This is a genomic window from Evansella sp. AB-P1, from assembly GCF_029688925.1.
In the GTDB taxonomy this organism is placed as follows: Bacteria; Bacillota; Bacilli; order Bacillales; family Salisediminibacteriaceae; genus Evansella.
This window is the reverse complement of sequence record NZ_JARUKY010000018.1, coordinates 75,840-89,823: the sequence shown is the minus strand read 5'-3', so window position 1 is coordinate 89,823 and position 13,984 is coordinate 75,840. Positions and strand designations below refer to the sequence as shown.

Genomic DNA, 13,984 nt, shown 5'->3' with positions numbered 1-13,984 from the left:
TCATGTCCCGTCAACGATAACTTTTTAAATTTCGTAATTGGTTCATCCTTTGATTGTATTTAGATAATGAGAGCCTTGCTCTTCTCCTGTTAATATACCTTGATTTGGCAATGAGGTGTGTTCCACTTTTCTTAGTTTCATTGCTTCTAGTAGACAATCATTACTGATGGCCTTTTCTCCCTTTAGGTCAGCTATTGTTCGTGCTAGACGGATGATTTTGATTTGTACTCGGTTACTTAAGCCTTCTTGTATACATACCTTTTGTAAAAGTTGTTGCTGGATGTTGGTCAATGGGGAATGGGTAATTAACTGCTCAAATAGGACACTTCCATTACATACTTCTTTACCGTATCGTTCATACTGCCGTTCTCTAGCTGCTTTTACCCGATTCATCACTGCTTTTGAAGATTCCATTTCTTTAAAACTATGGCCTTCAAGGTTAACTGGTTTTAAGGACAATAATATGTCGATACGATCTAATATGGGTCCGGAGACGCGGTTTTGATATGACTTTATTTGTTTTTCGGAACATGTACAGTACTGAGTGTTGGAGCCTAAATAACCACAGGGGCAAGGGTTCATAGCGGCGATAAATATGAATTTAGCTGGATAGGTAACAGTGGAGTGAATACGACTAATCGTGACCTTTTCGTTTTCTAACGGTTGTCGGAGCATATCTAATGTTTTCTTTGAGAACTCTGCTAACTCGTCTAAAAATAGTACTCCACGATGGGCTAGAGAGACTTCACCGGGCTTAGGATTTGTTCCTCCACCGATGAGTGACACGGCGGATGCAGAATGATGTGGATGCCTATATGGTGGCTGTGAAAGTGATTGGTAAGACGTACCTGCAAGTTGATAAAGGCTAATCTTTTCTAGCTGAGCTTCCTTTGATAGGGGTGGTAAAATGGAAGAGAAAGTTTCTGCTAATAGACTTTTCCCGCAACCTGGTGGACCATCCATTAATACATAGTGCTCACCAGCAGCTGCAATCTCAAGAGCCCGCTTTGCACATTCGTGACCAATAATTTGATTAAAATTTCTTTCTATTATTTTCTCTTCCATGGGGACGATGGTTGGTTGAATAAAGGGGAAAGGCTTACGGCCAGCTAAATGGTCGATGACATCTTGAATCATGGTAATGTAGATTAGTTCCATATTTGCAATGTCTACTTTTGGTATTGTTGGATCATATGGTAGGAAAAGCTTTTTGAGGTTCAGTTTCTTTGCTGCTAGTACTGCTGCGATCATGCCTTCCACAGGAAGAACCGTTCCATCTAATGATAATGCTCCGATAAATCCTGCTTCGTTTGGGATCTTTTCCTGTATGAAGTCTCCACTTTTTAAGATTCCTAGGGCAATCGCAAGGTCAAATAATGGACCATTCTTCTTTTGCTCCGCTGGTGACAAATTAATAATTACTTTCCTATCCACTAATGAATAACCCATACTATGTAATGCAGCAGATACTCTTTCTTTTGATTCCTTCACAGATGCATCGGGTAATCCTACGACAACGATGGATTCTATTCCTTCTTTTACTTGCACCTCAACTTGTACAGTATACCCTTCCAAGCCTTTAAGACCAATACTATTCACTTTTATGGACATTTTTCAATTCCTCCAATATTTGTTTGTTTCTTCCCTCCACAAATAATTGGTATTGATGTTGTTTCGGGTTTTGGAAATAGGAGAGTACTTTCGTAGTTGTTACATGAGGATTATTCGTAGAAAAGAGATAAGAAGGATAGCTGCTCCAGGGATAGTCTTGTGGTCTTACGACCATCTTTGCTTCTAGTGGATTTAAATGTATATAGCGACTTACTTCTAGAAAATAAGCATCAGTCTCTATGATCTCACTACCATATCGACCTTGAAACAAATGTCCAACTAAGTTATATTTTCTATTGAAATAAACTGCATAACGACCATGTAAGTCCTTCATGATATGTTTTGTATGGAAAGTAGTTGTTTGTAATTGAAGATGAATGTGATTCGTCATCAAACAATAGGAGTGGAGAATAAAGGGGTACATATTTCTAACGTCTTCTAGTATAGACAAATACATAAGATAATCTTCACGACTTTCAAAAAGAGCAGTTCTTCGGTTTCCTCGAGCATAAATATGGAAGCTTGCACCAGGATACCAAACTCTAAGCTTTCTAGACAACACGGCATCATCCTTTGCTATTATTTAATCTATTAATGTGTCTATCATATACTAAAATTGGAAAAAAATCACTGAAAACATAAAATAATAATTACATCTCGGTAAGACCACATATACTTAGCCCGTCTAGTTGTGAAGCTGCATGAACAGATTCGCAACTAGACGGGCTTTTTCTATTGCAATTGTTTCCATAAGATGAAGTCTACTCTCCTATTCAACAAGAGTAAATCACCATCAATACAACGACAAACGACTCAGGAGAACCGCCCCCATGCTTCAAAAAAAAAAATGAAAAAGGGGACATATATGGCGTGGTGCATTCTTTAAATCCGTTTGATAATTGGATTTGAAGGGACTCGATATAGAAATGGCTGAAAGAAGATATGAGTTAACAGAATTCATAGGACCAGCAATTAAATATATGAGAAAAGAATTAGGTTATACACAGGAAGAATTATCAACACATTCTGGAAAAGATGATAAATTCATAGGTAGAATTGAACGTGGAGTGAATAAAAATGTTACTCTATCAACATTAACGGAAATTAGCTATGGATTAAAAATTTCACCTTCAAAGTTACTCTTAATAGCAGAAGAACTTGAAAACAATTCTTTAGACAGAACGAAGGAGTAAATTCTCCTTTTACTCCTTCCATACTTTTAACAACTAGATTTTCTAATCGCACCGCTACAGTTATGCTTCTTTTTTTCCACTAAGATCGATGTATAGCAGAAAACAACAACCTCCACGCCAATCCTAGATAAATTGGAAGAGAAACTTTATAATTATCCCCTACCATAGGTCATCTTCACGTGAATTTTCGTTCCATTATCCAAAAAACTAGTCCTGTCACAAGTACAAAACTGAAAAACCTCCTTAATTGCTCTACCATCTCCCACAACTAATTTTGTGCACACCATTCTTCTATGCAGCAACACCTATACCTCATTTTAAAATATATTAATCCCAAGAATATAGTAGCTGTGCTTCTGCACGCTATTTTATAAATATCAATAAACAATATAACCTACAAGGAGTGTATGTGAATGAACGAACAAGTAATGAATGTAGAAAATGATTATGTCATTAACAAACGGACGATGGCCCTACTTCCAGCTCTGAACATGCTGTGCGAGACGATCGTCATGGAAGGAGAAAGAGTCATTTATGTAAGAAAAACACCGATGCAGTTAATAAAGCGGGCGTGTATGAAAGGTGGCGCCTCCTACAATGGTAGACGAGATGCCGCCGTGCACGAGATGAATATACACCGAAAAGTCCCCATTGCCATTAATACACACGAAAGCATGTACACCTTTCCGACCCATTCACCGAAAAACTTCCAGTGTAACTGGATTTTCTACCAACACATCCTCTGCGTTACACCAGTACCTAAAAACCCCAACATGTGCAACATCACCTTTAAAAACTGCAAACAAATTACCATCCATGCGTCCAAAACCGTCATCGAAAAACAGATGCACCGAACAGCCTTCAGCATTCTATTATTCTCACAGCGGTGGGAGGATGATTACGGTACAGCAAATGAAATAGACTAAAGATATTCTAACACAACACAAAGTAAACGCTTACAATTATAGGATATAAAGTGAACATCCCATACAATACGTTCAAGCTAAGAAAACGTTGTGGGACAAGGTTCCGTTCCTCGTCCCACTTAACTTAAACAAATCACTCTGGCAAATAGGAACCGTCCCTGTTTGTCCCTGAAAGTCAACTCAACAATAATTAGTCACTCGAAGGAAGTGTGATAACCGTCCCCTTGCTTCCACAGTCAATGGTATAAATGCAGCTCCGTTGTGTCTCTGTTTCTACTCTTTAAAAAGATATTTACTATCAATGGCTCTCAACATCGCAAATTATGGCTCTATTAATCCGCAATAATTAATATTGCGTTAAATTATCAAAATGTCTTTGTTTTTGTTGGGTAAAACACCTGAAAGAGGGATTGAATTTTGAGGAATGGAGATAAAACTTCTAAAGTGAAGACTTTTTTTCTATCTTATCTTTTTAACGATTGTCCTAGTGTCCTAGTAATGCTTCAAAAATTTTAAAGGAAATAGAACCTTCGGTTTATTAACAATTTAAACAATTTCACACCAAATATATTCACTCTGAATCTTCGATTCTTTCAATAAAATCTTTCAATATCATGGTGGTGACTTTCACCTAAAACCACTACATAATACTATAAAACTAGCAAATGAGAACCGTCACCGTTTACCTCAAGCGCTTACAATTATAGGCTATCAAAGTGAACATCCCATATCAATACAATCAAGCTAAGAAAACGTTGTGGGACAAGGTTCTGCCTCTTTGTCCCACTTAACTTAAACAAATCACTCTGGCAAATAGGAACCGTCCCTATTTGCCTGGGGTGCACCTGAGGTTCCTGTCCCTTATGTCCCTTTTTTTTTGCAAAAAAATTACAAAGTATATTAGAATATGAAAGGTATATAAAATCACTGAAGGAGTTTTGCCGAATGAAGAATTTATTTTTTATTGTAACAACAATCTTATTTTTACTTGCAATGGGGTGTTCGACAAATGATGAAAGCGATAGTCAATCTAGTTTATCTCGAGATGTAACCGCAGAAACATCTACCGATAAAAATCAAGAATATACTGAAGAAGAGTTAATTGAAATAGCAAAGAGCATCCACCAATCTATACAAGATTCAATGCTAATAGAGGATAAAGAAGAGTATATAGAAGTTCGTTCAAATTACAGTATGAATTTCAACCCCAACAGACCCGATGTGTATAATGAAATTGCAGAACTAGTCACCAAATTTGAAAATGAAGAGATACTGGAGTTCGACGAAGAAAGCTTTGTATTTAAAAGCACCACAACCGTCTACGCTACTTACTTAGATGGTAATACAGAAATTCTTCAACCTCCATTTACTTACACCGAACAATTTGTAATTCCAGAAGGCGAGAACGATTTTAAATTATTTTGGGTTTTAGATTATGAAGAATAGAAAAATAAACTCTTTAACGAACGGAACAACTTACATAAACTTTAAATCATTTTTATAAAATCTTCATAGTTATTAAGAACGATGTATTCTGAATACCATTTTGTGGAATATAAATATATCCATAATTTAAAAATTATAATTATAACAGTTTCCAGAACTATGTCTGTGTTATACTGTTTACCACTCTTCATCCGGTGTTCAGATATATCGTTTAATTATCTCCGTTTTAATCTTTAAATCGTCATTTGTTTTACAGAAGTGTACTTTGTAGTCATCTTTATACTTTGGATGCATGTTTGGATATACACTATCGATTCTACTCTTTATCTCTTCTTTATATCTTGGATCAATTAATCCAATTCAGTACCCACGATAGCCAGCTCCACTAAATCTAGCACCATCGACTCCTTCACATTCTTTCAACGTTTCAAAAATAGTAATTAATTCTGCACAGCCAGATTCATATTGATGTTCGGAACTATCACCAGATTTCAACATAAGTTGACAAAAACGTTCAAGGTCTCCATTTGCCCAAGCCTCCATACCTTGTTGCACACGATCCTGTTCTGTAAAATAATGATCTAAACGTCTTTTAAAACGACCTGGAACTTGCTCTCTAAAGATTTACTTACACCTGAATAGACAACAATCACTTCAAATTCTGGCATCCAAGGGGATTTTTCAATCAACTGAAGCCAAACTCACTTTCACATTCTCCACATTGATGATTATCAATGAACGCATCATTTTTATGTTTGTTTTCCAAATACTTTGATGTAATTATGATAGATACTTAAAGGCTGCCGAACACTCTTGGATGTTGGCTTGCACAGCTTCCCATTCTTTCGGTTCAAAGATGGCCTCATGATGACCTTCGATATAGTATAAAGGTAACTCCCCTTGATTAGCTGCAACCTTTCATCTAATGTATCTAGCGATAGATGTAGTCGCCTCGGTTGACCACATTCGTTAGAATTTACGAATCATTCTATCCAGATCCTTTGGTAAAACATCACTATCCCTTTCATATCTATTGAGGTCGGGGAAATCTTTTACACATAGATAACCTATCGTTCCCTTCCCGCTTTCAAAGAAAGACATCGTACCTTAATGCAACATTACCCAAAAGAGTAAAAGACCCTTTGAAAATATAAAATCACTCTCCTGATCAACACCAAAGTTACCACAACACAAAACGGGACAAGGTCCTGAGGTGCACCCCACTCGGATCCCATTAAAGGAAATATCTACAATCATGTCGAATATAATCTAGTATTCATTGTTGGAAGATAGGTTAAAATTCTTTATGAGGGGGAGATATTATGAAAACAGGATATGATGAAGAAATTAATAAAGAAGATGAGAGAGCTTTTGATGAAGATATAGAAAAAATAGATGAGGAAGTTGAAAGAATTTTTGATGAAGAAATGAAAAAAATAGACGAACAATTAGAACAAGAGATACTATTCGCCTTGGTTGGAGAAGTAAACACAGGTAAATCAACTACTATAAATAGGCTAATGGGTGAAGAAAAGGCTCCAGTAGCTCCAGAACCAGGAGAAACATTTGAACTGGATGAGTATAACTTTACGGAGAAAGTAATTTTTATAGATACACCAGGACTTGATGATATCTCTAAAAAGAATTCTGACCAAACAATGAAATTAATAAAAAAAGTCGATATCATTTTATTTTTCCTAAATGCAGCTGGAACAGTATTTTCCGAAAGCGAAAAAAAGGTTTACGACAAAATTAAAAAGAAAAATGAGAATGTCATACTAGTTTTAAATAAAATAGATGCTGTAGAGGAAGATACTATTCCAAAACTAGTGAGGTTTATTAAAAAGAATACTGGAAGTAAGCAAGTTATCGTTCCTATTTCATCAAAAAATAATATCAATATAGATAATTTACGCGAGGAGATTCTAAACATACTAAAAAAAAACGGTAAAGATATACTCTTCGTTCGTTCATTAAATGAGAAGACTTCAATTGCAAACAAGTGGATATATAGTGCTGGTTCAGCAGCTGGAGCAATTGGTCTTTCACCAATACCAGGATCTGATATTGTTCCTATTACTGGAATCCAAATTGGGTTAATGATTCAGTTAGCGAAAATTTATGATAAAGAATTATCTAAAGAAAGAGCTAAAGAACTAGCTGTTGCTACCCTCGTAGGTAATTTAGGCAAAACTTTATTTAGGCAAGTAGTTGGTGCAGTACCAATCGCAGGCCCTGCAGCAGCAGGAGCCATAGCAAGTTCAATGACAATTGCTCTTGGACATGCGGTAAAGTATGCATATGAAAATGATATTGAATTAGACGTAGACACGTTGAAAGGCTTAATCACTGAGTTTTACAAATTTAATGATCCAAAAAAAGCATAAAAAAGTATTGCACCTCATAATGACCAATCATTTAAAATCAAATTGGATAACCCTTATCTTAAAGGTACTGCTATTGGGGTCAGACCCCAATAGCTTGCTTGTAAAGCTAAGAAAGCTTCTTGCTCTAAACGATCTCTCCCTTCAAGAATCTTTTGAACAGCTGTTTTTAAATTGTCATAAAGCCCCTCTGTTGGGACTCCGCCAAAGAACTCAAATGCATGAACAAAGCCGTCTAAGAAAGCTTCTTGTTTTTCATGGAGGTACGATCTCACAAATCTTACACGACTCGCGGAAAGCTGGATGCAGAAGAGATAAACCCTACGAGTTCGACCTTGTAGTATAATGTCGGCCTCTCCCCAGTCGAATTGGAATTGTTGGCCGAGTTGAAATTCTAGAGGAATGAAGACTTCTTGTAGCTTTTTCCTACGTTTGGCGACAATTTTTCTAATGTTTGATGCTGATCCTTTAAATTCATATTCGTCTACTAATCTGTCATAAATTCTTACAGCTGTGTGCTTTTGTTTTCCCCACCGTTTTAAATCATCTTCGATCCATTGATCAATAATAGGTAATATTCGTTTGGTTTCATCAGAATGCTGTTTAGTACCATAGATTGTTTGTCTGTTAATGGTTGTTGGTGGTTGAGCTTCTTTAAGGTACTTACTAACTGTATTCCTAGAAATACCAAGCTTTTTGGCTATTTGTCTTTGAGATAACTCTTCAACCTCTTTTAAATATTTGATACGATAATATTGAGCCATTTCAATCATCCTTTGTTTTCTTCCCCTCTTGATGTAGATAGTTTGGTCACTTTCTATCATAAGAGAGGATAGTGAAATTGGGAATTGTGTGGCTCATTTTTTACGTGATCAAACTCTTGAAAAGTGGCTCAAATCTAATTTATCAAATACAGCTTAGATTGTTATATATCAATTAACACAGGAAGACCGCCATTATATTTAGTAATTTAGAGAAGAAAATGCTGTCTCTTCTACTATTAGACAACTAAGAGTTTCAAAAACGATTCAGACGAACTGTTCCTAAAAACCCCAACATCTGCACCATCACCTTAATAAACCGCAAACAAATTGCTAACCACGCCTCCAAAACTATCATGAAAAACAAATTAATCTAAAACCAGCCTTCAGCATTCTATTATTCTCACAGCAGAGGAAGATGATTTCTTTACTGCAAATGAATTAGATAAAAATGACAAAAGAAAGCTCTTGCGATACTAGGATTATGAATAATCAACGCATAAAATAACATTCTTAATAATACGTTTTTTGTGGGATAAGGTATTTGCCCTCGTTCCACTTAAATTGAACAACTCAATCACCTTAACACTTTACAATTCAAAAGAGTGTGGGTCTGACACCAAAACTTTGACTTCAATACAACACTTACCTTTTAAATAAATTAATCCACCCTAGAGTAACTGCTTCAGAAGCTTTTCTATTAGTGCTTTCTTGTATTTGATGTATAATACTCAATTCATTCATTTGCTCATCATGACGTTTCTCTTGTTCAAACAAATTAAGAGCTTCTTTCAAAGTATCTGCTCTTTTATTAACTAAATATGACTCTAATTTAGACAGAGCATACTGATTTATATAATTATCCGGTATTAATTCAGGGTTAATTTTGTTTTCAATATTTTTCAATTTAATGTGAATTTCATCAATTCTTGACATATTCTTTTTTAACTTACCTCTAACATTCTGTGAAGGCCAAATAAAAAACAGATAGAACAAAATAACGATAAGTATTAGTCCAAAGATTCTAAAAATATTAACAATTAAAACATACGAAACGAAAAATATTAATATTCTTTTCCATAAACTCATGTCAATTGGTCTAACATAATATTCATTTAATTCACTATTTAATGAAACATATTCATCAACAAGCTTTTTATAGTAACTTATTTCAGCTAGTAGAATATTTTTTTCATCATTAGTATATTCCTCCAATTTTGTCACCCCTTATTCTAACTGGTATATTTTTCATAGTTATATTTTACTATACTTATATATATTTTAGTGAACTTTATTTTAATTGTTCAAAAAATTGAGATATATAGTGAAGTCAACCAGGGAAAATTACATCCTCCCCAATTTCCATATCTGTTTCTCTTTTTTCATAAAACACACCGTACCCTACACCAACACCCATAAAAGGAACCCTAGAATCTATTTGGTACTAGATGCAATATTGCATGAGCAGTTTCACAACGAAGCTAGGTTTTTTGTAAGTTGACGAGTGGGGGTCTGACACCAATCTCTGTGCACCATCACCTTTAAAAACTGCAAACACATCACCATCCATTCGTCCAAAACAGTCATCGAAAAACAGATGCACCGAACATCCTTCAGTATTCTATTATTCTCTCAGCGATGGGGGATATTTACAGTACAGCAAATAAAAGATTACAATATTTTAAAGTAACCATTAAGTAAGCGCTTACAAAGGCGAAGTTAAGAGTGCTCAGTGAAAAACAATACATTCATAATAAAAACCCATTTGTTAGACAAGATCATGCCCCTCGTTCCACTTAATTAAAAAACATAATCCATCACTTAAACGATTTACTCTATAGCCCAGTGGGGGACAAAATATCCTGTCTCCTCACAACTTTTGTAAAAAAGACAGCCTTATCCTACATCAACAATTCTCAAAGAGAACAAACCTTGAACCTTCGGTTCTTCTATACGTACAATAATTAGCCAGCCTAGTTGTGAAGCTGCGTAAGCAGTTTTGCAACTAGGCTGGCTCTTTTTTTAGCATCTGACTAAGTAGGAGCAAGTCTCTTCCCCTATTTCATACCAATAACAACACACAATATTGTACTAAACGACTCACGAGAACCGTCCCCACGAGTTACTTAAATAGTTCTTGTACTTCTTTGTAGCTTTCTAATGTGCCTATGTCGTAGCGTGTGCCTTCGAATTTATAGGCGTAAACGGCTTTTTGATTTATCAACCACGGCACAAAGTTTCCTGGTGCATCTGGGTTATTGCCTTCTGCTAGGTATTGATTGATTAGTGGTAATGATTCTTGCTGGTAAATATAGAACGGTGGTACGGCTAGGTTGGACTTCGGTTGTTGTGGCTTTTCTTCGAAGGAAGTGACTTTCCCTTCGTCATCAATTTCGATTACCCCTGTGCGCTTGATTCGTTCCACATCATTAATTTCATGTGTTGTAATACAATCGGCTTTTGCCTGATTAAAGAAATCAACAAAGTCTGTTAATTCAAAGTCGAATAGATTGTCGCCGGCTAAGACCATGATGTCATTGTTTACTTTAGCATGGTCGATTACATATTGAATGTCGGCAATAGCACCTAGACGATTATCGTTGGTTGTCGTTTTATCGTTGATTACTTTCACTGCTTTCGTTCCGGTATAGTTCTGAGCCCAATCTTCAAAACTAGTAGAAAACTTTTCATTCGTTACAATGTATAATTCATCGATCGTCTCTACTTTTTCTACCTTTTCAACGATATGATCTAAAATAGATTTACCTGCTACATCTAGTAGTGGTTTGGCTGTGTTTTTTGTTAATGGGTATAAACGGGTTGCGTAGCCTGCTGCTAGGATAATACATTTCATAAGACTAAACTCTCCTTTACGTTACTTACTATTCTTGCTCCGTCATTTGTTTTACAGAAGTGTACTTTGTAGTCATCCTTATACTTTGGATGCATGATTGGATATACACTATCCATTCTACTCTTTATCTCTTCTTTATATCTTGGATCAATTAATCCAATACAGCAACCACGATAGCCTGCTCCACTAAACCTAGCACCATATACACCTTCACATTCTTTCAGCGTTTCAAAAATAGTAATTAATTCTGGACAGCCAGATTCATATTGATATACGGAGCTATCACCTGATTCGAACATAAGTTGACCAAAACGTTCAAGGTCCCCATTTGCCCAAGCCTCCATACCTTGTTGCACACGATCCTGTTCTGTAAAATAATGATCTAAACGTCTTTTAAAACGACCTGGAACTTGTTCTCTATATTGATTGTAGATATCTACAGGAATATCACTTAATTGAACCTCATTAAATGGAACAATCTCTTTACCAGCTAATTCCTGTAAAATCCAGCCACCTACTTTACATTCTTCTACTCTATTATTATAGTCCGTCCCTATTAAAGCTTTACTTACCCCTGAATAGACAACAACCACTTCAAACTCTGGCATAGAAGGAGATTTTTTAATCAACTGATGTTCCCCAGTCTTACAGTCCATTGCCATTAAATGATTGTTTTCACTTAGTATATTGGCTGATTGATCAAGAATACCATTCTTCAAACCGATAAACTCTGTCTCCACCCAATGACTGAATTGAACGAGATCTGTTTTAGTGACAATTAAATTATTTACATCACATAACGCCATTAAATATGCAGTCGTAACAGCAGCGGATGAGCTTAACCCACCAATAGGAATCTTGCCACTAATAACAGCATGAAATCCATTCTTCAATATTTGATCTTGCTGTAGCGATAAAACAGCTCCTCTTAAATAATTCCCCCAAAAACCAGGAAGCATTTCTGGAACACGATCCATATGAAAATATTCCTCATCAGGAAAGTCTAAACTTTGGACTCTTATATATCCATCATTCCTAGGTACATACATCATCTCAACATTGGAATCTAAAGCCATACCAGTAACTACACCACCCTGATGATCAACATGAGCACCTAACGGACAAATACGAAGGGGAGACTTAACCATACGAACATCTTTTTCATCGTAGTTGTTTTGAAAAAACTTAAAGATATCTTTCATACAAATCATCCTAACTTTTTATGATTTAATACAATAATGTTGTTATTCAAAAAAGCAGCTAAAAAAGCCTACCATCTAGATAGGTATTTTTAGCTGCTTATTATAACTTGAAAATAACTAAAAAATGAAAATACAAAGAATAATTTTAATCAAAAAGATGTGTACATTTCACTGAAAGGTATAAAGCACGGATGTCCCCTTGCCCGCGATTTCATGTAATTCTTTTTCATTTTACTGCTTAACACTTTATCTGAGGGGGATTACTGGGAAACAGAAATCATCCCAATTTGCCGCTATCTTTTTCTATTTAACTTCTTCTTTACTATATCCTTAACATGAGTGATATCCTGTTTTTTTATAAAGAATAATTCTTTCATTGAGATTTTTTCTCTCCTGGAATATACAAAACCAAAGCCAATACCCGCAAAGAAATAACTAAGAGTGGAAGCCAACGCCGCTCCATTAATACCATACTTCGGAATCAGAATGAAATTTAATATCAAATTTATTACTAAAGTGATAATAAACACTCTCAATGCATACAAAGGATATCCTCTTGCAGCAAGGTCAGGATGCAATATCTTTGAAACTGTTATTAAAATGACTCCAGGTAACAATATTCTCAATACACTACCCGATCCCGCAAATTCTATACCATAAAGAAGGCTGATTAAGTATGGGGCAAACAACCCAATAATAATTGATGCTAGAGCCATGATTGGTAATACCATTCTTAAAATAGTGGTCGACCTAGTAACTGAATCCACTGTATTTTTAGTGGTTGCACTTTTTGCGAACAGTACCATACCAACTGCTGATGGAACTTGCCATAACAGCTCTGCAAAACTAACACCTACAGCATATAATCCAATTTCATCAGGATTAACCATAAAGTCTAAAATCATGATATCAACTTTATAATTAAGATTGATTATAAACAAAGCTGCTGCAAACCCTACCCCCTTCATAAATAATGATTTGGGAATATCACCAACAGCTTTAATTCGTATCTTAAAGTGTTTAGATATTTTGAATAGATAGTAAACAGCCACTGAAAATGCCATAGCAATTTGTGTTAATGCCGCACCTAGTATACCTAAGTCAAAGAGCCATACCAAGAGAAGTACACCGCTAAAATTGGATAATAGCTGAATGATCTGCGATAAATTAATTGTGCTGATCTGATTAAATCCCTGCATAACACCTTTAGAATATTGATTGATCAACTTAATTGGAACCGAACCTATAGCAATCATCAGTATGATCCAATGATAATTGTTACTTGGACCAATCAAAAAATATACGAAAACCATCAGCATGGAAAACAAAGATGTAATCAACCAGAGAAACGCTATTGATGAAACAATATCACTTGGTTCATATTTCTTTTTGCCAATAAAATAAGCTGATGCTTGTCTTATTCCCATATCTGCTAAGCTTACAATTAATAATGGGAAAACAAATATTGCAGTAATGATCCCTTTACCTTCAGGGCCAAGTAATCTCGCTAAAATAATAGATATGATAAATCCACCAAATAGTAAAATGAACTTAGTAGATAATGTTGAGATTATGTTAAATATTGTACTTCTTTCTTTCATCCCCAT

13 protein-coding genes are annotated in these 13,984 nt (G+C 35.4%); 5 read left to right on the top strand and 8 right to left on the bottom strand.

The window, feature by feature from the left end; translation table 11 throughout:
- Positions 1-42 precede the first annotated feature (42 nt).
- Positions 43-1,611: a YifB family Mg chelatase-like AAA ATPase gene (locus QA612_RS17805; protein WP_278285174.1), complete on the bottom strand. Its 1,569-nt coding sequence runs from the start codon at positions 1,609-1,611 to the stop codon at positions 43-45.
- Complete coding sequence (locus tag QA612_RS17800) at positions 1,592-2,170, bottom strand: transposase (protein ID WP_278285173.1); 579 nt, start codon at positions 2,168-2,170, stop codon at positions 1,592-1,594. Before QA612_RS17800 ends, QA612_RS17805 begins: the two co-directional genes overlap by 20 nt.
- Before the next feature lie 367 nt (positions 2,171-2,537).
- Between QA612_RS17800 and QA612_RS17795 the strand changes: the two genes are divergently transcribed.
- From QA612_RS17795 to QA612_RS17785, 3 genes are all read left to right on the top strand, one after another.
- Positions 2,538-2,804, top strand: coding sequence for a helix-turn-helix domain-containing protein (locus QA612_RS17795; protein ID WP_278285172.1), 267 nt, complete (start codon positions 2,538-2,540; stop codon positions 2,802-2,804).
- Between the two features lie 413 nt (positions 2,805-3,217).
- Entirely contained in the window at positions 3,218-3,730 is a 513-nt protein-coding gene (locus QA612_RS17790) for a competence protein ComK (RefSeq protein ID WP_278285171.1), read from the top strand.
- A 945-nt stretch (positions 3,731-4,675) separates the two neighbouring features.
- A complete protein-coding gene (locus QA612_RS17785; protein WP_278285170.1) occupies positions 4,676-5,176 on the top strand; it encodes a hypothetical protein in 501 nt (166 codons plus the stop codon).
- 360 nt (positions 5,177-5,536) lie between these two features.
- On the opposite strand, the gene QA612_RS17780 is transcribed toward QA612_RS17785, so the two are convergent.
- Positions 5,537-5,731, bottom strand: coding sequence for a hypothetical protein (locus QA612_RS17780; protein ID WP_278285169.1), 195 nt, complete (start codon positions 5,729-5,731; stop codon positions 5,537-5,539).
- A gap of 767 nt (positions 5,732-6,498) precedes the next feature.
- Here QA612_RS17780 and QA612_RS17775 point away from each other — a divergent pair.
- Positions 6,499-7,563, top strand: a complete 1,065-nt coding sequence (locus tag QA612_RS17775) for a GTPase (RefSeq protein WP_278285168.1) — start codon at positions 6,499-6,501, stop codon at positions 7,561-7,563.
- 53 nt (positions 7,564-7,616) lie between these two features.
- On the opposite strand, the gene istA is transcribed toward QA612_RS17775, so the two are convergent.
- Together istA and QA612_RS17765 are read right to left on the bottom strand one after the other, a co-directional pair.
- Positions 7,617-8,324 carry an IS21 family transposase gene (gene istA, locus QA612_RS17770; RefSeq protein ID WP_278285167.1) on the bottom strand — a complete coding sequence of 236 codons (708 nt, stop codon included), beginning with the start codon at positions 8,322-8,324 and terminating at the stop codon, positions 7,617-7,619.
- Between the two features lie 642 nt (positions 8,325-8,966).
- The gene (locus QA612_RS17765; RefSeq protein WP_278285166.1) at positions 8,967-9,536 is read right to left on the bottom strand and encodes a hypothetical protein; all 570 of its coding nucleotides are present in this window, start codon (positions 9,534-9,536) and stop codon (positions 8,967-8,969) included.
- Between the two features lie 310 nt (positions 9,537-9,846).
- On the opposite strand from QA612_RS17765, the gene QA612_RS22525 reads away from it, so the two are divergent.
- Complete coding sequence (locus QA612_RS22525; protein WP_481804454.1) at positions 9,847-10,011, top strand: competence protein ComK; 165 nt, start codon at positions 9,847-9,849, stop codon at positions 10,009-10,011.
- Positions 10,012-10,443: 432 nt separating this feature from the next.
- On the opposite strand, the gene QA612_RS17760 is transcribed toward QA612_RS22525, so the two are convergent.
- From QA612_RS17760 to QA612_RS17750, 3 genes are all read right to left on the bottom strand, one after another.
- The gene (locus tag QA612_RS17760; protein WP_278285165.1) at positions 10,444-11,175 is read right to left on the bottom strand and encodes a nucleotidyltransferase family protein; all 732 of its coding nucleotides are present in this window, start codon (positions 11,173-11,175) and stop codon (positions 10,444-10,446) included.
- Positions 11,172-12,377, bottom strand: coding sequence for a GHMP family kinase ATP-binding protein (locus tag QA612_RS17755; RefSeq protein WP_278285164.1), 1,206 nt, complete (start codon positions 12,375-12,377; stop codon positions 11,172-11,174). The genes QA612_RS17760 and QA612_RS17755 overlap by 4 nt, the downstream gene beginning before the upstream one ends.
- 293 nt (positions 12,378-12,670) lie before the next feature.
- Positions 12,671-13,984 carry a flippase gene (locus QA612_RS17750; protein WP_278285163.1) on the bottom strand — a complete coding sequence of 438 codons (1,314 nt, stop codon included), beginning with the start codon at positions 13,982-13,984 and terminating at the stop codon, positions 12,671-12,673.